At 63.5% G+C, this 20,263-nt stretch carries 18 protein-coding genes, 8 tRNA genes and 1 pseudogene; 18 read left to right on the plus strand and 9 right to left on the minus strand.

From position 1 onward, the window contains the following. Together RUGAMON1_RS01775 and RUGAMON1_RS01780 are read left to right on the plus strand one after the other, a co-directional pair. Positions 1–465 (plus strand): cache domain-containing protein, encoded by a 465-nt coding sequence (locus tag RUGAMON1_RS01775; protein ID WP_445228878.1) that lies wholly within the window; start codon positions 1–3, stop codon positions 463–465. Positions 466–697: 232 nt separating this feature from the next. Then, positions 698–1,378: a PilZ domain-containing protein gene (locus RUGAMON1_RS01780; RefSeq protein ID WP_445228879.1), complete on the plus strand. Its 681-nt coding sequence runs from the start codon at positions 698–700 to the stop codon at positions 1,376–1,378. 4 nt (positions 1,379–1,382) lie between these two features. Here RUGAMON1_RS01780 and RUGAMON1_RS01785 read toward each other — a convergent pair whose 3' ends face one another. Next, entirely contained in the window at positions 1,383–1,862 is a 480-nt protein-coding gene (locus RUGAMON1_RS01785; protein WP_445228880.1) for a GNAT family N-acetyltransferase, read from the minus strand. A 10-nt stretch (positions 1,863–1,872) separates the two neighbouring features. Continuing rightward, positions 1,873–4,101, minus strand: a pseudogene (metG, locus tag RUGAMON1_RS01790) (methionine--tRNA ligase); the annotation flags it as partial. 65 nt (positions 4,102–4,166) lie between these two features. Here metG and apbC point away from each other — a divergent pair. The 12 genes from apbC to RUGAMON1_RS01850 all read left to right on the plus strand — a co-directional run bounded on the left by apbC (position 4,167) and on the right by RUGAMON1_RS01850 (position 8,856). Next, positions 4,167–5,255: an iron-sulfur cluster carrier protein ApbC gene (gene apbC / locus RUGAMON1_RS01795; RefSeq protein WP_116988190.1), complete on the plus strand. Its 1,089-nt coding sequence runs from the start codon at positions 4,167–4,169 to the stop codon at positions 5,253–5,255. A 28-nt stretch (positions 5,256–5,283) separates the two neighbouring features. Further along, a complete protein-coding gene (locus RUGAMON1_RS01800; protein ID WP_445228881.1) occupies positions 5,284–5,676 on the plus strand; it encodes a DUF4399 domain-containing protein in 393 nt (130 codons plus the stop codon). 163 nt (positions 5,677–5,839) lie between these two features. Then, positions 5,840–6,232 (plus strand): VOC family protein, encoded by a 393-nt coding sequence (locus RUGAMON1_RS01805; protein WP_445228882.1) that lies wholly within the window; start codon positions 5,840–5,842, stop codon positions 6,230–6,232. Between the two features lie 30 nt (positions 6,233–6,262). Next, positions 6,263–7,672: a glutamate--tRNA ligase gene (gene gltX / locus RUGAMON1_RS01810; RefSeq protein WP_445228883.1), complete on the plus strand. Its 1,410-nt coding sequence runs from the start codon at positions 6,263–6,265 to the stop codon at positions 7,670–7,672. 84 nt (positions 7,673–7,756) lie between these two features. Beyond that, positions 7,757–7,832, plus strand: a tRNA-Ala gene (locus RUGAMON1_RS01815). 23 nt (positions 7,833–7,855) lie between these two features. Continuing rightward, positions 7,856–7,931: transfer RNA gene (locus RUGAMON1_RS01820), tRNA-Glu, on the plus strand. A gap of 133 nt (positions 7,932–8,064) precedes the next feature. Beyond that, positions 8,065–8,140, plus strand: a tRNA-Ala gene (locus RUGAMON1_RS01825). Positions 8,141–8,181: 41 nt separating this feature from the next. After that, positions 8,182–8,257, plus strand: a tRNA-Glu gene (locus RUGAMON1_RS01830). Between the two features lie 75 nt (positions 8,258–8,332). Then, a tRNA-Ala gene (locus tag RUGAMON1_RS01835) sits at positions 8,333–8,408 on the plus strand. Between the two features lie 22 nt (positions 8,409–8,430). Then, positions 8,431–8,506 (plus strand) — tRNA-Glu (locus RUGAMON1_RS01840). A gap of 152 nt (positions 8,507–8,658) precedes the next feature. Continuing rightward, positions 8,659–8,734: transfer RNA gene (locus tag RUGAMON1_RS01845), tRNA-Glu, on the plus strand. Between the two features lie 46 nt (positions 8,735–8,780). Next, a tRNA-Glu gene (locus tag RUGAMON1_RS01850) sits at positions 8,781–8,856 on the plus strand. A 68-nt stretch (positions 8,857–8,924) separates the two neighbouring features. On the opposite strand, the gene RUGAMON1_RS01855 is transcribed toward RUGAMON1_RS01850, so the two are convergent. The 3 genes from RUGAMON1_RS01855 to RUGAMON1_RS01865 all read right to left on the minus strand — a co-directional run bounded on the left by RUGAMON1_RS01855 (position 8,925) and on the right by RUGAMON1_RS01865 (position 12,791). Next, positions 8,925–10,961: a S8 family serine peptidase gene (locus RUGAMON1_RS01855; protein WP_445228884.1), complete on the minus strand. Its 2,037-nt coding sequence runs from the start codon at positions 10,959–10,961 to the stop codon at positions 8,925–8,927. An 11-nt stretch (positions 10,962–10,972) separates the two neighbouring features. Then, positions 10,973–11,266, minus strand: a complete 294-nt coding sequence (locus RUGAMON1_RS01860) for a hypothetical protein (protein ID WP_445228885.1) — start codon at positions 11,264–11,266, stop codon at positions 10,973–10,975. A 91-nt stretch (positions 11,267–11,357) separates the two neighbouring features. Next, positions 11,358–12,791 carry a hypothetical protein gene (locus RUGAMON1_RS01865; RefSeq protein ID WP_445228886.1) on the minus strand — a complete coding sequence of 478 codons (1,434 nt, stop codon included), beginning with the start codon at positions 12,789–12,791 and terminating at the stop codon, positions 11,358–11,360. A 165-nt stretch (positions 12,792–12,956) separates the two neighbouring features. On the opposite strand from RUGAMON1_RS01865, the gene earP reads away from it, so the two are divergent. The 4 genes from earP (at position 12,957) to RUGAMON1_RS01885 (ending at position 17,747) form a co-directional block, all read left to right on the plus strand. Then, entirely contained in the window at positions 12,957–14,111 is a 1,155-nt protein-coding gene (gene earP, locus RUGAMON1_RS01870) for an elongation factor P maturation arginine rhamnosyltransferase EarP (RefSeq protein ID WP_445228887.1), read from the plus strand. 132 nt (positions 14,112–14,243) lie between these two features. Further along, on the plus strand, positions 14,244–14,819 hold the full coding sequence (locus RUGAMON1_RS01875) for an elongation factor P (RefSeq protein ID WP_445228888.1): 576 nt from the start codon (positions 14,244–14,246) through the stop codon (positions 14,817–14,819). 192 nt (positions 14,820–15,011) lie between these two features. Next, complete coding sequence (locus tag RUGAMON1_RS01880; protein WP_445228889.1) at positions 15,012–16,622, plus strand: amidase; 1,611 nt, start codon at positions 15,012–15,014, stop codon at positions 16,620–16,622. 108 nt (positions 16,623–16,730) lie between these two features. Further along, on the plus strand, positions 16,731–17,747 hold the full coding sequence (locus tag RUGAMON1_RS01885) for an alpha/beta fold hydrolase (protein WP_445228890.1): 1,017 nt from the start codon (positions 16,731–16,733) through the stop codon (positions 17,745–17,747). On the opposite strand, the gene RUGAMON1_RS01890 is transcribed toward RUGAMON1_RS01885, so the two are convergent. From RUGAMON1_RS01890 to RUGAMON1_RS01905, 4 genes are read right to left on the minus strand one after another with little or no spacing between them, the layout of a single operon-like run. Then, a complete protein-coding gene (locus RUGAMON1_RS01890; RefSeq protein ID WP_445228891.1) occupies positions 17,740–18,489 on the minus strand; it encodes an ABC transporter ATP-binding protein in 750 nt (249 codons plus the stop codon). The genes RUGAMON1_RS01885 and RUGAMON1_RS01890 overlap by 8 nt on opposite strands. After that, complete coding sequence (locus tag RUGAMON1_RS01895; RefSeq protein ID WP_445228892.1) at positions 18,479–19,237, minus strand: ABC transporter permease; 759 nt, start codon at positions 19,235–19,237, stop codon at positions 18,479–18,481. Before RUGAMON1_RS01895 ends, RUGAMON1_RS01890 begins: the two co-directional genes overlap by 11 nt. 9 nt (positions 19,238–19,246) lie before the next feature. Then, the gene (locus RUGAMON1_RS01900; protein WP_445228893.1) at positions 19,247–19,705 is read right to left on the minus strand and encodes a cupredoxin domain-containing protein; all 459 of its coding nucleotides are present in this window, start codon (positions 19,703–19,705) and stop codon (positions 19,247–19,249) included. Beyond that, positions 19,702–20,262: an SCO family protein gene (locus RUGAMON1_RS01905; protein ID WP_445228894.1), complete on the minus strand. Its 561-nt coding sequence runs from the start codon at positions 20,260–20,262 to the stop codon at positions 19,702–19,704. Before RUGAMON1_RS01905 ends, RUGAMON1_RS01900 begins: the two co-directional genes overlap by 4 nt. Position 20,263: the final 1 nt, after the last annotated feature.

The raw sequence follows: 20,263 nt of genomic DNA on the forward strand, positions 1-20,263 counted from the left end.
ATGAAAAAACTATTCGCGGGTATGTTGGCTGGGCTGATGATGTTTGCGGCGCTGGGTGCGAGCGCGGCGGAGAAGGGGACGGCCGATGAAGCGGTGGCGATGGTCAAGAAAGCCGCCGAGTTCATGAAAAAGAACGGCAAGGAAAAGGCGCTGGCCGAGTTCAATAATCCCAAGGGGCAGTTCATTCAGAAGGACCTGTACATCTTCGCCTTCGGCGCCAATGGCGATGGCGTCGAACTGGCCAACGGCGCCAACATCAAGCTGGTCGGCAAGAACGTGCTGGAGATGAAGGATGCCGATGGCAAGTTCCTGATCAAGGACATCCTGGCGCTGGGCATGAGCAAGGAAGGCAAGGGCTGGGTCGATTACAAATGGCCCAACCCAAGCACCGGCACCGTCGACGGCAAACGCACCTACGTCGAGCGCGTGGACGACGTCGTGATCGGTTGTGGTATTTACAAGTAAAAATGGCTGGCGGGAGTGGGTTGTTTCCACTCCTATATTTCAAAATGTAAAAAATAGGTTGCAATGGAGCAATTCACAAACTATGATGAAGTCATAAAGAGACCCAGATAACGTCTACATCATAGGTGGTGATATGCTACTCACTGAGCACACTGCCGTCACGATCCGCAGAGGACCGCCACGGCCACAAGACGCGATAGCCCAGATCCCAGCCGCCGCGAATTCGTATGACATGACGACCGAGGACGATATCGGCGATGCATTCACTTCCCTGGCCGCGAGCGGCGATGCGATCTCGATGTACGTGAGCGGTGTCCGCGAGCCGGTGCTTGGACGCATACTGTCAGTCGATCCCGAGAACCCGCATTTCGTGATGGAATTGAACGAAGGCTCGACCCTGCCGCCTGGCAAAGTCACCTTTGTCACCGTCCTGAGCAACGCCAAGATTCAATTTCGCCTGACGGATCCGGATTGGAACTCGCTTCCCGGCCAGCCGCAGCTGATCCCGATGAAATTCCCGGAAACCTGCGCGGTGCTGAACCGGCGCACATTCGAACGCGTGGAGACACCGCTCGGTGTCACCTTCATGGCCTCGTTCGAGGTGAACGGCAAGATGTACGAGCTGCCCATCTACGATTTCGCGCAAGGCGGCATGGGCCTGCGCTGCACCAAGAGCGCGACCAAGGGTTTGCTCAAGGGCCGCAAGCTGGTGGAGGTGCGGCTGGAACTGGAGACGGAATCGGAGTCGGAATCCGTGGTCGTCGCGGAAATGGAAATCCGGGTCACGCGCGCCGTGCGCTCCTTCCTGCTGGGCGAACAGCTGCATGTCGGCTGCATGTTCACCCAGGTGTCGCCGGAGGCGGAAGCCGATATTAAGACCCTGCTCAAGCACGTCATCCACGCCTCGGCGTAGCGGTTTAGTACTTGAGCGAACGCCGCATCACCAGCGGCGGCGGTTCCATCGGATTGGCGTGGGAGTATTCAAGCTCTTCAGCCAGTTCGAATTCGAAGGCGGTGTAGAAGTCGATCAGCTTGGGTTGGTCGCCGCGCACGGCCAGCCGCACTTCCTCCACGCCGCTCGCCAGGCCGTGATGGATCACCGCCTCCAGCAGATGCTGCGACAGATTGCCGCCCCGGTACTGCGGCAGCACGCCCATGCGGCAGATCTCCCACACATCCGGCTCCGCATCGAGCGGCAGCCAGCGCACCGAACCGACCGGCTGTTCATCGACCAGCAAAACAAAACCGCCGCCATCGCGCAGGTGTTCTGCAACGAGGACGGCGGTTTCGCGGTGGCCGCTGGAAGTGACGCTGACCTTGCCGGCCCACGCGGCGCGCGTGAGGTCGGCAATCAGCTTGGCATCGTCATTCCTTGCTTCCCGAACCACGATGTTCATCGGCCGGCCCTTAGCGGATGCGCATGCCTGGCTCAGCGCCCGGCCATGGGTTGAGGATGTAGATGCCCGGATTGGCTTTCTCGTCCTTGGCCGAGCCGGCCAGCACCATGCCTTCGGACACGCCGAACTTCATCTTGCGCGGCGCCAGGTTGGCGACCATCACGGTCAGCTTGCCGACCAGCTCTTCCGGCTGGTACATGGACTTGATGCCGGAGAAGACGTTGCGCAGGCGGCCTTCGCCCACGTCCAGGGTCAGGCGCAGCAGCTTGTCCGAACCGTCGACGTGTTCGCAGTTGACGATCTTGGCCACGCGCAGGTCGATCTTGACGAAGTCGTCGATGCTGATCTGCGGCGCCAGGTCTTCCACGCCTTCCGGCATCGGCAACGCAGGCGCGACAGGCGCGGCGGCTTGCTTGACCGGCTTGGCGGCCGGCGCTGGCGCCGCTGCGGCGGCTTGCTGCGCCGGCGCGTCGAACAGGTCCTCGATCATCTTCGCATCGACGCGCGTCATCAGGTGCGCGTAGGCGCCGATGGTGCGGCCCAGCATCGCGCTCGACACCACGCCGCTGGCGACGTCGGTATCGGCCCACACCAACTGATCGTCGTTGAGGAACTTGGATACGTTGGCGGCCACGCCCGGCAGCACCGGCGACAGCAGGATGGTCAGCTGGCGGAACAGGATCAGCGCGGTGGTGCAGACGTCGTGCAACTCGGCCAGTTTGGCGTCGTCCTTGGCCAGGATCCACGGCTTGTTCTCGTCGACGTACTGATTGGTGATGTCGGCGATCTCCATGATCTCGCGCAGCGCCTTGCCGAACTCGCGCGCCTCGAAATTGGCGGCGATGCTGGCCTGGCGCTCGACGCCGTCAGCGGTGATCAGCGCGCGCTTGATCCAGCCCTGCGCGCCGTCGGACAGCGACGACGCCAGCTTGCCGTCGAACTTCTTGGCGATGAAGCCGGCGCAGCGCGAAGCGATGTTGACGTACTTGCCGATCAAGTCGCTGTTGACGCGGGCCACGAAGTCGTCGCCGGTGAAGTCCAGGTCTTCCACCTTGGAGTTCAGCTTGAAGGCGATGTAGTAGCGCAGCCATTCCGGGTTCATGCCCAGGTTCAGGTAGCGCAGCGGCGAGATGCCGGTGCCGCGCGACTTCGACATCTTCTCGTTGTTGACGGTCAGGTGGCCGTGCACGTTGACCTTGAGCTTGTCGATCACCGGGTGGCCGGCGAAGTTCAGCATGGCCGGCCAGAACAGCAGGTGGAAGGAGACGATGTCCTTGCCGATGAAGTGGATCTGTTCGGTGCCCGGGTCTTGCAGCAGGGCCTCGTAGTCGATGCCCTTTTTCTCGCAGTAGTTCTTCAGGCTGGCCAGGTAGCCGACCGGCGCGTCCAGCCAGACGTAGAAGAACTTGCCCGGCGCGTCAGGAATCGGGATGCCGAAGTAGGGCGCGTCGCGCGAGATATCCCAGTCGGCCAGCTTTTCGCCGGCTTCGCCCAGCCATTCGCTGACCTTGTTGACCATTTCCGGCTGCAGGCGGCCAGGCGTGTTCAGCCAGTCCTTGAGGAACTGGTAGCAGCGCGGGTCGGACAGCTTGAAGAAGTACTGCTCCGAATCCTTGAGGATGGGCGTGGCGTTGGTGAACACCGAGAACGGGTTGATCAGCTCGGTCGGCTGGTAGGCCGCGCCGCACACTTCGCAGTTGTCGCCGTACTGGTCCTTGGCGTGGCAGGTCGGGCACTCGCCCTTGATGTTGCGGTCCGCCAGGAACATGCCTTTGACCGGGTCGTAGAAGCGCGGCACGATCTTGGTCTGGATCAGGCCGTTGTCGCGCAGCTTGCGGTAGATGCCCTGCGACAGTTCGACGTTTTCCGGCGAATCGGTCGAATACCAGTTGTCAAAGGCGATATGGAAACCGTCCAGGTACTGGGCGCGGCCGGCGGCGATCTTGGCCACGAATTCCTGCGGCGTGATGCCTTCCTTTTCGGCGGCGATCATGATCGGCGTGCCGTGGGTGTCGTCGGCGCCGACAAAGTGCACCACCCGTTGTTCCCCGCTCGCGCCGTCGCGCTGCATTCGCTGGAACCGGACCCAGATGTCGGCCTGGATGTACTCCATCATGTGGCCAATATGGAAAGCGGCGTTAGCGTAGGGCAGGGCAGTGGTGACGAACAGCTTGCGGGTCATGGTTGATGCACTTTGTGGGTGGAAAAAGAACATTTTAACAGTGGAAGCCGCAACTGCACACGTCTGAGGGGTTTTCTGTCGCTATGCGCTAGAATGAGGGCACATTTTACGGAGAGAGTTACATGAGCATCACAGTAGAAGACGTCAAAGCCGCGCTGTCCCAAATCGTTGACCCAAATACAACGAAAGACTATGTGTCCGGCAAGGCCGTGAAGAATTTGAAGGTCGAGGGCGGCGATATCTCCCTCGATATCGAGCTGGGCTACCCGGCCAAGAGCCAGTTCGACGCCATCCGCGCCAGCGTCATCGCCGCCCTGCGCGTGCTGCCGGGCGCCGGTAATGTCAGCGTCAACGTGCACAGCAAGGTGATCTCGCACACCGTGCAGCGCGGCCTGAAACTGATGCCCAACGTGAAGAACATCATCGCCGTGGCCTCCGGCAAGGGCGGCGTGGGCAAATCGACCACCGCCGTCAACCTGGCGCTGGCGCTGGCCGCCGAGGGCGCCTCGGTCGGCCTGCTGGACGCCGACATCTACGGCCCGTCGCAGCCGATGATGCTGGGCGTGTCCGGCCGTCCTGAAACCAAGGACGGCAAGACCATGGAGCCGCTGGAAAACTACGGCGTGCAAGTGTCGTCGATCGGCTTCCTGATCGACCCGGACGAGCCGATGGTGTGGCGCGGCCCGATGGTCACGCAGGCGCTGCAGCAGCTGCTGGAGCAGACCAACTGGCGCGACCTCGACTACCTGATCGTCGACATGCCGCCCGGCACCGGCGATATCCAGCTGACGCTATCGCAAAAGGTGCCGGTCACCGGCGCCGTCATCGTCACCACGCCGCAGGACATCGCGCTGCTGGACGCGCGCAAGGGCCTGAAGATGTTCGAGAAGGTCGGCATTCCGATCCTCGGCATCGTCGAGAACATGAGCACCCACATCTGCTCCAACTGCGGCCATGCGGAGGAAATCTTCGGCGCCGGCGGCGGCGCCAAGATGTGCAAGGACTTCAACGTCGAGTTCCTCGGCGCCTTGCCGCTGACCTTGTCCATCCGCGAGCAGGCCGATTCCGGCAAGCCGACCGTGGTGGCCGAGCCGGACGGCCAGGTGGCAGCCATCTACAAGGACATCGCCCGCAAGATTGCAGTACAGGTGGCTGAAAAGGCCAAAGATATGACCAGCAAGTTCCCCAGCATTGTTATTAAGAATGACTAACTAAGACGACTAAACCGGAGATCACTTCATGATGAAAAACCTTGTAGCCGCAGCAGCCTTCCTGGCCCTGAGCGCCAGCGCCTTCGCCCAGCAATCGGTCTCGTTTGTCGAGCCGGCCGACGGCGCCACCGTCACCAGCCCGTTCAAGGTCAAGTTCGCCGTCACCGGCATGGAAGTCAAGCCGGCCGGCGACATGACGGCCAACACCGGCCACCACCATTTGCTGATCAACGCCGCGCCGGTCAAAGCGGGCGAAGTGGTGCCTGCCGATGAGCACCACATTCACTTCGGCAAGGGCCAGACCGAGACCGAAGTCAAGCTGGCGCCCGGCACTTACGTGTTGTCGATGCAGTTCGCCAACGGCCTGCACCAGTCCTACGGTCCGGGTATGAGCAAGGACATCAAGATCACCGTCAAGTAAGGAAAAAGCGAATAGTCATTTCGCGCGTTTCCTGATCTAAGCCGTAAGTCTTTGTTTTTACTCCGGCTATTCGCCGCGGCGCAGCTGTGCCGCGGCGAATAGCCGGCGCCCGGCAGGTTCCGTATTCTGTGGTCTCCACCAACCCACGCAACCGGAGTCCACCATGCGTTTAAACCACCTGAGTTTCCCCTCCAACGACGTCGCCGCCAGCGTCGCCTTCTTCGAGCGCCAGCTGGGCTGCCGGGTCGAACTGGCCGGCCCGACCAGCATCCTCAAGCGCGACGGCTTCGACATCGTCATCGAAGACTGCGGCGACCGCAGCACCGTCTGGCCGCACAACTTCCACCTCGGCTTCGAGCTGCCCAGCGCCGACGAGGTGCGCGCCTTGCACGCCCGATTCAAGGAGGAGGGCGTGACGATGAAAACCGAGGTCTTCTATCACGAGCGCGGCTCGCGCTTCTTCTGTGTAGCGCCGGGCGGGCTGCTATTTGAGATCAACACCCGCGCCGATGCGGAAGAGCGCTATCGCCGCACCTTCGCCGACGCGGTAAAATAGCTTCTTTTACACATAAGCACTCCTACTTCGATGACTACTGCACCAGCCAAGCCAGTCCGTACCCGTTTCGCACCGAGCCCGACCGGCTACCTCCACCTGGGCGGCGCCCGCACGGCGCTGTACTCCTGGGCCTACGCCCGTCACTTCGGCGGCACCTTCGTGCTGCGCATCGAAGACACCGACCTCGAGCGTTCGACCCCGGAAGCGGTGCAAGCCATCATCGAAGGCATGCAGTGGCTGGGCCTGAGCCACGACGAAGGCCCGTTCTACCAGATGCAGCGCATGGACCGCTACCGCGAAGTGGTGGCGCAGATGCTGGAGGCGGGCACCGCCTATCATTGCTACTCGTCGCCGGAAGAAGTCGAGGCGATGCGCGAGCGCATGCGCGAAGCCGGCGAGAAGCCGCGCTACGACGGCACCTGGCGTCCGGAGCCGGGCAAGACCCTGCCGGCCATCCCGGCCGACCGCAAGCCGGTGGTGCGCTTCAAGAACCCGCTGGACGGCGAAGTGACGTGGGACGATTTCGTCAAAGGCACCATCACCATCGGCAACAAGGAACTGGACGACCTGGTCATCGCCCGTCCGGATGGCACGCCGACCTATAACTTCTGCGTGGCGGTCGACGACTGGGACATGGAAATCAGCCACGTGCTGCGCGGCGACGACCACGTCAACAACACGCCGCGCCAGATCAACATCCTGCGCGCCATTGGCGCGCCGCTGCCGCTGTACGGCCACCTGCCGATGATCCTCGGCGCCGACGGCCAGAAGATGTCCAAGCGTAAGGACGCCGTCAACGTCATGGACTATCCGGCGCAAGGCTATCTGCCGGAAGCGATCCTGAACTACCTGGCGCGCCTGGGCTGGAGCCACGGCGATGACGAAGTGTTTTCGATGGAGCAGGTGTGCGCCTGGTTCGACGGCACCCACCTGTCCAACTCGGCCGCGCAGTTCAACATCGAAAAACTGAACTGGCTCAACAACCACTATATCAAGCAGGCCGACAACGAACGCCTGGCCGCGCTGGCCCAGCCGCGCATGCTGGCCGCCGGCGCCGTGTTCGACGGCGCGCCTGCGTTGCCGGCCGTGCTGGCGCTGATGAAGGAGCGCGTCAACACCGTCAACGAACTGGCCGACGCCGCCATGCTGTTCTACCGCGCGCCGCAGCCGGACGCCGCGCTGCTGGCCCAGCACCTGACCGACGCCGTCAAGCCGGCGCTGGCGCAGTTCGCCGAACGCTGCGCCACGGTGGAGTGGACCAAGGAAGCGCTGGCCGCGATGATCAAGGAAGTATTGGCCGCCAACACGCTGAAGATGCCGCAGATGGCCATGCCGCTGCGTTTGATCGTCACCGGCCAGCTGCAAACCCCGGCCATCGACGCCGTGTTGCAGATCTTCGGCCGCGAGGCGATTGTGGCGCGCCTGGCGAAATTTCTCTGATTCTGACTTGAATCCTGAGCAAAGTTGCAAAAGGGTATTTGCATAGCGCGTCTTCTTTGCTATACTCTTGTTTCTGCAGCAAACGGGGGTATAGCTCAGCTGGGAGAGCGCTTGCATGGCATGCAAGAGGTCAGCGGTTCGATCCCGCTTACCTCCACCACGTTGCAGAATTGGTTGTTCGCAGTCCCCATCGTCTAGAGGCCTAGGACATCACCCTTTCACGGTGAGTACGGGGGTTCGAATCCCCCTGGGGACGCCAAGGTTGTAATGCGTTGTAGATGTTGTAGTTGACGTTGTTTGTACTGATTTGTTTGATGTTTGGCTTTACGCTGGATAGATACAAGTAGTGAAAACAAAAGTCGCGCAAGCGGCTTTTATTATTTCTGCGCCCGGGGGGTATAGCTCAGCTGGGAGAGCGCTTGCATGGCATGCAAGAGGTCAGCGGTTCGATCCCGCTTACCTCCACCACTGCGCGGAGATGATAGCGATTGTGTTACCGTAGTTCCGAGGTCCCCATCGTCTAGAGGCCTAGGACATCACCCTTTCACGGTGAGTACAGGGGTTCGAATCCCCTTGGGGACGCCAGCTTTGCCAGGCTGATGAGAGCAGTAAAAGTAGTACCTGCAGCACCGTAGTACGACAGAAGACTTTCTGCGCCCGGGGGGTATAGCTCAGCTGGGAGAGCGCTTGCATGGCATGCAAGAGGTCAGCGGTTCGATCCCGCTTACCTCCACCATTAGCGCAGGAAGCACCGACATGTCCCCATCGTCTAGAGGCCTAGGACATCACCCTTTCACGGTGAGTACGGGGGTTCGAATCCCCCTGGGGACGCCAGCATTGCAAAAGCCGCCTTGAGCGGCTTTTTTGTTTTTGCGCTTGTTGCAGCCGTGTTGCAAGCTCGACTATGTTTCGACTTTTTCCCGTAAAAACAAGGGTTTGCTATTGCCAAGCGCGATAGAGACTGCTATGATTCGCGCCTTGGAAAAGTCCCCATCGTCTAGAGGCCTAGGACATCACCCTTTCACGGTGAGTACGGGGGTTCGAATCCCCCTGGGGACGCCACAGGATTTTTCCAAAACGTAGCACCGGCCAGTACGGACAGATTTCTGTCCCCATCGTCTAGAGGCCTAGGACATCACCCTTTCACGGTGAGTACAGGGGTTCGAATCCCCTTGGGGACGCCAGATACGCAGCGAGTAAATAAAAAGTATATGCAAAAAGCCGCCTTGTGCGGCTTTTTGCATTTCCGGAGCTACCACATGATGGGGTTGTACGGCTGCGGCAGCGGGAAACGGCCCACGTGCAGCTGCGGCCATTGCGTGCCGTAGGCGGCCATCTGCGCCGCCCGCGCCACATCCAGCCCCAGCGGATCGTAGACCGCGCCACCGCCCATCAAGTTGCTCATTGCGCCACCCAGCGCGCCACCGATGGCCCCGCCCAGCTGCGGCGACGCCATCAGCGGCGACATCACGCCGGCCTGCTGCGGCGCCACCTGCGCCGGCTGCTGGTTGACCTGCGTCTGCAAGCCCACCGCCACCAGCACGTCCGGCAAGCCGAAACCGGTGCGGCTCTGGTCGGCCAGGCTGACCCGGTGCGCGCTGGCGCGGATGATCTGGAACAGCCGCTCGACCCGCTCGGCCCCGCGCGCCTTGTACTGCGGCGACTGGAAGTCCGGATGGTGCGCCAGCGTCAGCGCCGCCAGTCCGGTCACGTGCGGCGTCGCCATCGAGGTGCCGTCCCAGGCCGCGAAATTATTCGGCGGCACGCAGGAGGTGATCGCCACCCCTGGCGCGCACACCGCCACCTGCGGTCCGAAGCAGCTGAACTTGGCCGTGAAATAACCGTAGGCGTCGACATTCTGGTCCAGCGTCTGCGCGTGATAGCTGTCGGCCGGGAACTCGTCGAGCTTGCCCACCGCCGCCACCGCCAGCACGTTGGGCGACGAGGCCGGGTACTGCACCGCGCCGCCCGAATTGCCGGCCGCGACGATGCAGGCGATGCCGGCCCGCTTGGCGCGCACGATCTGCTGCTCCAGCGCTTCCGACACCTCGGCGCCGCCCAGGCTCAGGTTGACCACGTCGATCTGCTTGTCGATGCAGTATTCCAGCGCATCGATCAATTGGCTGATCTGGCCGCCGGGGAACAGCTTGCAGGCATGCACCTCGGCGTCCGGCGCAAAGCCGCGGATGCCGGAGGCGATGTCGGCCGCCGCGATCACGCCGGCGCAGTGCGAGCCGTGGCCCAGCGTGTCCTGGTCCCAGCTGTCGGGATCGGTCTTCTTGTTGAGTACGTCGAAGCCGGCCTTGATGCCGCGCAGGTTGGCGTGGGTGGTGGCCGCGCCCGAATCGACGATGGCGATCTTGATGCCCTGGCCGCGGTAGTTGCCCGGCAGCTGATCGAGCCGCATCGCCTTCTGGCCCCAGCCGTAGGCGCGCTGGCGCGGGAAGCCGGCCAGCGACGGCCAGTCCGACAGCGCCCGCAGCGCCACCACGTTGGTCTCGTCGGTGCTGATGTCGGGGTCGCGCTGGTAGAAGCTCCAGTAATCGGACTTGGGCTTGACGTACAGGCCGCGCACCGATTCACGGGTTTCGCCGAACAGCGACAGGGTGACCTGGCCGTTGGCGTCCGTCACGCCGCTGGCCGGCAGCATGCTGCCGAACAGCGACACTTCCGCGTCGGCCTGCGGCGCGCCATCCTTGCCGATCACGTTGATGACTGCGTTGAGCACGGGGCCGGCGCCGGCCGGCATCACGCCGGTCACCATCGACGGTTGGCGCGGCGACGCGTCCATCAGGGTCAGATGCTGGTCGCTCTCCACCAGCAGCCGGCCTTGGCCTTGTTGATGCAGTATGGTGGCTTTCTGTTCTGTCATGCGCGCCACCAGCACGCCCTGCGAGCCGCCCATGCCATCGGCCAGCGCGCCGAGCACCGATTTGGGGCCGACCGTGTCGATCACCTCGATGTCGGTGCTGCTGCGCAGCGCCTGTTCCAGCGCCGAGAATTGCAGCGGCTGGAAACTCATCGCCTGCAAGCCGTCCGGCTGGCGCGGCGCGATCACATACTGTTTCTTGCGCGCGGTGACTGTGCGGCCGCCGCCGTCGGTACGTTTGCCGGGATCGCCGGCGGCGCTGGGCGCCGCGTCGCTGGCGGCAGAGGCCGGGCCGTTGCCGCTGGCGCCTGAAGCGCGCGCCGAGCGGCCTGGGTTTTCCGTGGAGCTGGCGGATTCGCTGCTACCGGAGAGCGTGGGATCCGGTAGAGACGAGGCGCCGTCGTTAGGGGTTTTGGCCATGGACTTTCCTTTCAAATCGGGTCGGCCTGCGCGTCGTCGAATAGCGACAGCGGCTGGTCCGGTTCTATCGTCAATTGGTGGGAGGGTGTGGCGGTGCTGCGGAAATGCAGCTCCAGCACGCGGGCTTTGTCGGGACTGATTTCAACCACCGCCGTATGTGGCTGGTCGCGCGGACCGATGACGTCGACCAGATTGATCTCGGGATCGACATCGGCCAGCGCTAGAAAATCGGCCAGCGGCGCGCCGTCGGTGGCGTGGATCAGATACCTGGACTTCTTGGCTTGCGCGCCTTGCGCTTCTAACATGGAGATCTCCTTAAAAAGTGCAGCGCCCTCCGCGGCCGCCGCCGCTGGAGGGCAGGGGGCGACGCCGCCCTGTCGGCGTCTCAGCGCGTGATCAGTGCAGCAGTTGACCACCGTACAGCGCGGTGTTGCCGGCGTTGGCCATTTGCGCCTGCTGCGTGAGCTGGGCCAGTTGCGCTTGCTGCGCCTGCTGCTGTTGCTGTTGTTGCAGTTGCTGTTGCAGCTGTTGTTGTGCGTAGGCCGCAGTTACCGGGTCGGCGGCGAACGGCAGCATGCCGCCCAGTTGCCCGGCGATGCCGCCGATGGTGTTGCCCAGTCCTGCATTGCCGAAGGCGCCGCCGATCGCGCCGCCCAGCGGCTGCGCCACGCTCTTGATGATGTTGCCGAACCAGCCCTGTGGCGCCAGGCCTTGCAGCTGCGCGTCCTGTGCTTGTTGCGCATAGGCTTGCGTCACCGGATCGACGGCGAATGGCAGCATGCTGGCGATATTGGGGCTCGAGTAACCGATGCCGGGGCTGCCGATGGGCCGGCTGAAGATGGGTGGGCTGATGATGCCGGTGTTGGCGCGGTTGCGCAGCAGATCGTTGAAGAAGCCCTGCGGCGCCAGGCCTTGCGCTTGCAGCTGCGCCGCCTGCTGTGCATAGGCCTGCGTCACCGGATCGGCCGAGAAGGGCAGCATGCCGCCCAGTTGGCCGGCGATGCCGCCGATGGTGTTGCCCAGGCCGGCGTTACCGAAAGCGCCGCCGATGGCGCCGCCCAGCGGTTGCGCCACGCTCTTGATGATATTGCCGAACCAGCCCTGCGGCGCCAGGCCTTGCGCTTGCAGCTGTTGAAGCTGGGCTGCCTGCTGCGCATAGGCTTGCGCCACCGGATCGGCCGAGAAGGGCAGCATGCCGCCCAGCTGGCCGGCGATGCCGCCGATGGTGTTGCCCAGTCCCGCATTGCCGAAGGCGCCGCCGATCGCGCCGCCCAGCGGCTGCGCGACGCTCTTGATGATGTTGCCGAACCAGCCTTGCGGCGCCAGGCCTTGTGCTTGCAGCTGTTGTAGTTGTTGGAGCTGCGCCGCTTGCTGGGCGTAAGCTTGCTGCACCGGATCGGCCGCGAACGGCAGCATGCCGCCCAGCTGGCCGGCGATGCCGCCGATGGTGTTGCCCAGGCCGGCGTTACCGAAAGCGCCGCCGATGGCGCCGCCGAGCGGTTGCGCCACGCTCTTGATGATGTTGCCGAACCAGCCCTGTGGTGCGAGCTGGGCCTGTTGCAGTTGCTGCAGTTGCTGTTGTTGTGCTTGTTGTGCGTAGGCGGCGGTCACAGGGTCGACGCCCAGTGGCAGGAAGGAGCCGCCGATGCCGCCGGCCGCCTGGCCGATCTGGCTGCCGAGATGGGAATTGCCGAACAGCCCGCCGATACCGCGCCCGATCAGGCCGCCCAGCGGTGCGCCCAGCAAGCTGCCGAAGAAACCTTGCGGCGCCAGGCCGCCCAGTTGTTGCGGTGCTAGTTGTTGTCCATAGTATTGTTGATACTCGTTCATGACATCTCCTTGTTGTGGTTGCTATTGCCCAGCGCTGTCCATGTGCCGCGTGGACCTGCGCTGGAAGGGATTGGACTGGGCCAGCGGGTGGAAGTTTTGGTATTCTTGGTGGCCCTCGCACGTTAATCAGGTATCATCCAGCCTCACTTTTTTTCCCGGCCTGTCATGAAGAAATTCCGCCGTCTCGATCTGTTCTGCCGTGTCGTCGACAACTACGGCGACATCGGCATCTGCTGGCGCCTGGCGCGCCAGCTGCGGCGCGAGCACGACATCGCGGTCACGCTGTGGGTCGACGACCTGGCCAGCTTCCGCCGAATCTGCCCCGAGGTCGACATCGCCGCCGACCGCCAGCAGCTCGACGGCGTGCAGGTGCGCCACTGGCGCGACCAGGACGGCGTCTACACGCCGGCCGACGTGGCCGACATCGTCATCGAATTCTTCGCGGTCGACATCCCGCCCGGCTACATCGAGGCGATGGCGCAGTGCGAGCCGCGCCCGGTATGGTTCAACCTGGAAGGGCTGACGGCCGAGGAGTGGGTCGAGGGCTGCCATCGCCTGACGTCGCCGCATCCGCGCCTGTCGTTGACCAAGCATTTCTTCTTCCCCGGCTTCACCGACAAGACCGGCGGCCTGCTGCGCGAAGCCGAGTTGGAGCAGCAGCGTGCCGAGTTCCAGTCCTCGCCGGCGGCGATGGCGCAGTTCCTGGCGCGCTTCGGCGTCACGCCGGCCGAGCTGGCGGCCACCAAGGTCTCGCTGTTCTGCTACCCGCACGCGCCGGTCTCGGCGCTGCTGGACGTCTGGCGCCAGGGCGACCAAGCCGTCACCTGCCTGGTGCCGGAAGGCGTGGCGGCCGAGACGGTGCAAGCCTTCCTTGGTGCGGAGGCCAAGGCCGGCGCCAGCGCCACCGACGGCGCGCTGACCTTGCGCGTGCTGCCCTTCGTGCCGCAGCCGGACTACGACAAGCTGCTGTGGGCCTGCGACCTGAACTTCGTGCGCGGCGAGGATTCCTTCGTGCGCGCGCAGTGGGCCGGCAAGCCCTTCGTCTGGCACATCTACCCGCAGGACGAAGACCTGCACCACAAAAAACTGCGCGCCTTCCTGCAGCGCTACGCCGTCGGGCTCGACGCGCTGGCCGAATTTTCGCTGCGCTGGAACGGCGCGCCGACGGCGGGCGAGGGCAGCGGCTGGCCGACGCTGTGGCAAGCGTTCGCGCGCCAGATGCCGGCGATGCAGGCGCGCGCCGGCCAGTGGCAGGCGCAAATGCAGGCCAACGGCGACCTGGCCGCCAATCTGATGGCATTCGCCGCCACGCTGAGATAGGCGGTGCGGGAAAAACAAGGTATAATGCCGGGTTAATCTCTAGCGCATTTTTACCCGATCAACCGTGAGCTTTGGGCGTTCAGCCTGGCGACAGATGATTTTTACGCAACCTACTTTTTACGTACACTCTCTATGAAACCTGCAAAAGAAATTCGTGTTGGCAACATCATCATGGTTGACAGCAAGCCTATGATCGTTCTGCGCTCCGACGTCAACGGTTCGAGCCGCACGGGCTTCACGTACAAATGGAAGATGAAGAATCTTCTGACCAACACCCCAATGGAAAACGTGTTCCGCGGCGACGACAAGTTCGACGTGGTGGTTCTGGACAAGAAGCCAGTGACCTACTCGTACTTCGCCGATCCGCTGTACGTGTTTATGGACAGCGACTACGAGCAATACGAAATCGAAGAAGAAAACCTGGGCGAAGCGCTGAACTACCTGAAAGACGGTATGGAATGCGAAGCCGTGTTCTACGACGGCAAAGCGATCTCGGTTGAGCTGCCAACCACCATCGCCCGCCAGGTCGTGTACTCGGAGCCTGCGGTCAAGGGCAACACTTCGGGCAACGTCCTGAAAGAAGCCAAGATCGAAAACGCCATCGAAGCCCACCGCCACACCGTGCAAGTGCCGCTGTTCGTGAGCCAGGACGACGTCATCGAAATCGACACCCGTACCAACGAATACAAGCGTATCGTTCGTAACTAATCGGTTTTAGTGCTAAAAAAGCACGCCAGCGCATGTTAAACACATGCCGGCGTGCTTTTTTTATTGGAAGTTAGTAATTATTTGCTGATTTGTAATAATTTTTGTGGTGTAGGTGGCAACACGCTGATATATTTATGTGACGCAACAAATAGTGCGCATTGGTGATCAGTTCAAACCACTCACGAGGATGGCATGGATCGCAGGGAATTCGTTCGGATCGGCGTGGCCGCAGGGGCCATGGCGGGCAGCAGCAACCGGGTGCTGGCGGCGCCGGCCGGTGCGGCCTCCAAGCTCGGCCCCGGCGGCATCCTCGATGCCGGCGTCTGGGAACAGCAGCAGATGATGGAGGCCGGCAAGCTGACCTCGCATTCGCTGACCTCGCAATACCTGGCCCGCATCAAGACCATCGACAAGGCCGGACCCCGCCTCAACGCCATCATCGAAATCAATCCCGAAGCGCTGAAGATCGCGCTGGACATGGACCGCGAGCGCAAGCTCAAGCGCGTGCGCGGCCCGCTGCACGGCATCCCCGTCCTCCTCAAAGACAACATCGCCACCGGCGACCGCATGAGCACCACCGCCGGCTCGCTGGCGCTGAACGGCATCCGCGCCGCGCGCGACGCCCACGTCGCCGCCCAGTTGCGCGCGGCCGGCGCCGTCATCATCGGCAAGACCAACCTGAGTGAATGGGCCAATATGCGCTCGACGCATTCGGTCAGCGGCTGGAGCGGGCGCGGCGGACTGACCTTGAATCCGTATTCGCTGGACCGCAATTGCAGCGGCTCCAGCTCCGGCTCGGGCGCGGCGATCGCCGCCGGCCTGGCCACGCTGGCGGTCGGCACCGAGACCGACGGCTCGATCGTCTCGCCGGCCTCGATCTGCGGCCTGGTCGGCATCAAGCCGACGCTGGGACTGGTCAGCCGCAGCGGCATCATTCCGATCGCCCACTCGCAGGACACGGCCGGCCCGATGGCGCGCAGCGTCGCCGACGCCGCCCTGATGCTGGCCGCGATGACCGGCGTCGACGCCAGGGATCCGGTCACGCAAGAGGGCGCCGGCAAGGCCGGTGACTACCGCGCCGCGCTGGAGAAGGGCGGCTTGAAGGGCAAGCGCATCGGCGTGGCCCGCAACTTCTTTGGCAGCAACGACGAGCTGGACGCGGTGATCGAAAAAGCGCTGCTGGACCTGAAGGCGCAGGGCGCGATCCTGGTCGACACCGAAGTGCCCAACGTCAGCAAATACGGCGACAGCGAGACCGAAGTGCTGCTGTACGAATTCAAGGCCGACCTGGCGGCCTACCTGAAGGAGTACGCGCCGCATGCGTCGGTGTCCAACATGGCCGACGTCATCGCCTTCAACCAGAAAAACCACCAGCAAGAGCTGCCGTACTTCGGCCAGGAATACCTGGAGCGTGCGCAGGCCAAGGGCGATCTCGACACCCCGGCCTACCGCGACGCGCTGGCCAACAACCAGCGCTACTCGCGCGCCGAAGGCATCGACCAGGTGATGCGCGAGCACCAGCTCGACGCGCTGGTGGCGCCGACCGGCGGCCCCGCCTGGCTGACCGACTTCATCAACGGCGACCATTTCGGCGGCAGCTTCTCGTCGCCGGCGGCGGTGGCGGGCTACCCGCACATCACGGTGCCGGCCGGGTATGTGCACGGCCTGCCGGTGGGTTTGTCGTTCGTCGGCGCCGCCTACAGCGAAGCCACGCTGATCCGCATGGCCTACTGCTACGAACAGGCGACGCTACATCGCCGCGCCCCGCAATTCCCCGCCAGCGTCTCCCTTGCCGTCCGCTAAAAGAGGGTCAGATCTGACATTCGGACACGTGCACAGCTGTAGTAAATTTGATAAGCTTGAGCCCGTGTCCGAATGTCAGATCTGACCCCATTTTTTAGGATGAACTGAATGACCCAACCTTTGTTTCGTCTTGCACTGCTGGCGCTGGCCGCCGGTGCGGTTTCCCCTGTATTGGCGGCTTCCGCCGCGAAGAGCGATGGCGGCCGTGCGTTTGCCAAGCCGCAGCAGTTGATCGATGTCGGCGGCCGTAAGATGAATTTGCATTGCAGCGGCGAGGGCGCCACCACCGTGTTGTTCGACTCGCCGTCCGGCGACGCTGGCTGGGCGTGGTTCAAGGTGCAGCCGGAAGTGGCCAAGCATACGCGCGCCTGCGTGTTCGACCGCGCCGGCTACGGCTTCAGCGAGCCCGCTACGCGCCCGAACACGTCCGAAAACGTGGCCGAGGATTTGCACAAGCTGTTGGCCGGCGCCGGCGTCAAGCCGCCGTATATCCTGGTCGGTAATTCGCTCGGCGGCGCCAACGTGCAGGTCTACACCTATCGCTATCCGGACGAGGTCAAAGGCCTGGTGCTGGTCGAAGCGCAGCATGAGGACGAAACCGCGCGTCTCGACAAGGCCACCGATGGCAAGATCAAGCAGATCTACGGCATGGTCGAGCAGCAGAACCAGTACTGCCTGGCCGCCGCCAGCAAAGGCAAGGGCATCGCCGCCGGCAGCGAGCAGCAGAAGAACTGCATCGGCGATCCGTCGACCTTCTTCGGCCCTGCGCTTGGCCCGGTGGTGCTGGCGCACGAGCGCAAGCCGGCCTACTGGCGCACCACGGTGGCGGAATGGAATGCGATGAAGGATAGCGACGAGCAGTTGCGCGCCTTGCGCCGCCCGCTCGGCGACCTGCCGCTGGTGGTGCTGACGCGCGGCGTGAGCCCGTATGCGGTGCCCAACCAGCCGCAAAGCGCGCTGAATAAAGCGATGGAGGACGAGAACGTCGCGATTCAGAAGCAGATGGCCGCACTGTCCACGCGCGGCACGCAGCGCATCGTGGCCGGCGCCGGCCACGGGATTCAGGCCGACAAGCCTGAAGCCGTGACCGAGGCCGTGCTGGAAGTGCTCAAGCAGGTCAAATAGTCACGCCCAGTTCGCGCAGGATCTGTTCCTTCATCTCCTGGAATTCGGGGCGGGACAGCTTGCGCGGATGCGGATGCGGCACGTCGAACGACGCCTGTATCCGCGTCGGACGCGGCGACAGCACCAGGATGCGGTCCGCCATGAACAGCGCTTCCTCCACATCGTGCGTAATCAGGATGACCGTGTGGCGTTCCTCGGAAAGGATGCGCAGCAGTTCGGTGCGCATCTTCAGGTTCATCAACGCATCCAGCGCGGAGAAGGGCTCGTCCATGTACAGGATCTCCGGCTTGACGACAAAGGCCCGCGCCAGCTCCACCCGTTTCAGCATGCCGCCCGACAGTTCGTGCGGATAGCTGTTCTCGAAACCCTTCAAGCCCACCATCTCGGCATAGTGATCGGCCAGCGCCGATTTGTCGCCATGGCCGTTGCCGGTCAGGCCGAACATCAGGTTCTGCTGCACCGTCAGCCACGGGAACACCGAGCCATGCTGCGAGATCGCGATGCCTTTGGGGCTGGGCCCGCGCCGCACCATGCCGTCGATGCGCACTTCGCCCTCGCTGGGCTGCTCGAAGCCGGCGATGATCTTCATCAGCGTCGACTTGCCGCAGCCGGAAGGCCCGACGATGGCGACGAATTCGCCATCCTTCACGTCCAGGCTGACGCCGCCGACCACCGCCAGCTCCTTGAAGTTTTTCTTGATATCGTTGACGACGATTTTGGCGTCCATAGTTTTAGCGTCCATAGCGCCACCTTACCGATTTGAGGCCTTCGAGTTTGCGCATCACCGCGTCCAGTATCAAGCCGATGATGCCGATGATGATCATGCCGGCGATGACCAGGTCATAGCGGTTGCCGGCGTTGCGCGAGTCCATGATCAGGTAGCCCAGGCCGGAGCGCAGCGCGATCATCTCGGCCGCCACCACCACCAGCCACGCCACGCCCAGCGCGATGCGCATGCCGACGATAATCTCCGGCAGCACCGCGGGAATGATCACCTGCCGGAACAGCGTAGTCTTCGAGACGCCGAAGTTCTCCGCCGCCCGCAGGTAGCGCCGTTCGATGGTGTGCACGCCGGACGCCGTCTGCACGATCATCGGGAACACGGCGGCGATGAAGATCAGGAAGATCGGCGACACGTTGCCGACGCCGAACCACAGGATCGCCAGCGGTATCCAGGCAATCGGCGAGATCGGCCGCAGGATCTGGAAGATGGGGTTGAGCGTGATGTAGGCGCCGTCCACGCGGCCCATCCACAGCCCCATCGGTATGGCGACCAGCGCCGCCAGCCCGAAGCCGGTGCCGACGCGGAACAGCGAGGCGCCGATATGCTCCCACAGCGTGCCGTCTTCGGCCAGTTCCAGCGTGCCGGTCACCACTTGCAGCGGCGTGGGGAAGATCACGCTCTCGGTCTGCACCACGACGATCCACCACAGGGCGATCAGCGTGGCCAGCACCGCCAGCGGCGGCAGGATTTTCTTGAGTTTTTCCATAACGTCCAATCAGGTAGAAAACAGATGCGGCGCGCGCGCCCAGGCGCGCAGGGCGCGCCACTTCAGGCGCGGCCAGCCGGCGGTTGGCATGGCGTCGACCACCACCCGCATTTGCCCGCTGGCGTGTGCGGTGCAGGCGAAGTCGTTGACGGAGACGGTTTCGAACGGCAGCCGGAAGCTCTGGCCCGGCATGATCAGCACCGGCCCGAAAATCTGCGGCACGCTGTCCTTGTTGCGCAGCAGGAGCACGTCGTTCGCGCCGTGCGTCAGATGGATCTCGGAAGGCAGGATCTCCACCTTGTCGCCGGCCATGCGGCGCGCCCAGGTGCCGTTGGGGATTTCAAACAGCTCGTCGCGCGAGGGCAGGGCGAGCGGCGCCAGCGCGGCCCACGCGCAAAATGCCACTAGGCCGGCGGCGGCAAGACCCAGCGCGATGGCGGCCGGTTTGTATAGACGCAGCGTACTCAATTCTTCAACAGCAGCGTGGCGTCGTGCACCACATCGGCGGCGGTGCGTCCGAACGGCAGCAACGCGCGCAAGCTTCCCTTGCGGTCGACGAAGTACAGGTACGAGGAATGGCCGACGATGTAATCGGTCTTGCTACCGTCGATCATTTTTTTGGTGGCGGTGATGCCGTAGTCCTGGCGCACGCGCGCCATTTGCTGCGGCGTGCCGGTGGCGCCGATGAAGGTCGGATCGAAAGCGCGCAGGTAGTTCCGCATGCGCTCGGGCGTATCGCGCTCGGGATCGACGGTGACGTAGATGACCTGCAGCTGGCTGGCCTGCGCGCCCATCTGCCGGCGCGCCTCCGCCAGCATCCCCAGCGACACCGGGCAAACATCCACGCACGACGTGTAGCCGAATTCCAGCAGCACCAGCTTGCCGCGGTACTGGCTCAGTTTCAGTTCCTTGCCGTCCGAGCCGCGCACCGTGAAGTCGGGCGCCATGCGCGGCGGATCGAACACGCCGGCCTTCAGTCCCAATGTGTCGGCAGCTTGCACACCGAACGCGATCGACATCGCCATC

The sequence above is a fragment of the Duganella rhizosphaerae genome (assembly GCF_040364205.1).
Taxonomy (GTDB): domain Bacteria; phylum Pseudomonadota; class Gammaproteobacteria; order Burkholderiales; family Burkholderiaceae_D; genus Rugamonas; species Rugamonas rhizosphaerae.

Coding starts and splice junctions, on each gene's coding strand:
- RUGAMON1_RS01775 (WP_445228878.1), top strand. CDS start 1: ATGAAAAAACTATTCGCGGGTATGTTGGCTGGGCTGATGATGTTTGCG.
- RUGAMON1_RS01780 (WP_445228879.1), top strand. CDS start 698: ATGACGACCGAGGACGATATCGGCGATGCATTCACTTCCCTGGCCGCG.
- RUGAMON1_RS01785 (WP_445228880.1), bottom strand. CDS start 1,862: ATGAACATCGTGGTTCGGGAAGCAAGGAATGACGATGCCAAGCTGATT.
- apbC (WP_116988190.1), top strand. CDS start 4,167: ATGAGCATCACAGTAGAAGACGTCAAAGCCGCGCTGTCCCAAATCGTT.
- RUGAMON1_RS01800 (WP_445228881.1), top strand. CDS start 5,284: ATGATGAAAAACCTTGTAGCCGCAGCAGCCTTCCTGGCCCTGAGCGCC.
- RUGAMON1_RS01805 (WP_445228882.1), top strand. CDS start 5,840: ATGCGTTTAAACCACCTGAGTTTCCCCTCCAACGACGTCGCCGCCAGC.
- gltX (WP_445228883.1), top strand. CDS start 6,263: ATGACTACTGCACCAGCCAAGCCAGTCCGTACCCGTTTCGCACCGAGC.
- RUGAMON1_RS01855 (WP_445228884.1), bottom strand. CDS start 10,961: ATGGCCAAAACCCCTAACGACGGCGCCTCGTCTCTACCGGATCCCACG.
- RUGAMON1_RS01860 (WP_445228885.1), bottom strand. CDS start 11,266: ATGTTAGAAGCGCAAGGCGCGCAAGCCAAGAAGTCCAGGTATCTGATC.
- RUGAMON1_RS01865 (WP_445228886.1), bottom strand. CDS start 12,791: ATGAACGAGTATCAACAATACTATGGACAACAACTAGCACCGCAACAA.
- earP (WP_445228887.1), top strand. CDS start 12,957: ATGAAGAAATTCCGCCGTCTCGATCTGTTCTGCCGTGTCGTCGACAAC.
- RUGAMON1_RS01875 (WP_445228888.1), top strand. CDS start 14,244: ATGAAACCTGCAAAAGAAATTCGTGTTGGCAACATCATCATGGTTGAC.
- RUGAMON1_RS01880 (WP_445228889.1), top strand. CDS start 15,012: ATGGATCGCAGGGAATTCGTTCGGATCGGCGTGGCCGCAGGGGCCATG.
- RUGAMON1_RS01885 (WP_445228890.1), top strand. CDS start 16,731: ATGACCCAACCTTTGTTTCGTCTTGCACTGCTGGCGCTGGCCGCCGGT.
- RUGAMON1_RS01890 (WP_445228891.1), bottom strand. CDS start 18,489: ATGGACGCTAAAACTATGGACGCCAAAATCGTCGTCAACGATATCAAG.
- RUGAMON1_RS01895 (WP_445228892.1), bottom strand. CDS start 19,237: ATGGAAAAACTCAAGAAAATCCTGCCGCCGCTGGCGGTGCTGGCCACG.
- RUGAMON1_RS01905 (WP_445228894.1), bottom strand. CDS start 20,262: ATGGCGATGTCGATCGCGTTCGGTGTGCAAGCTGCCGACACATTGGGA.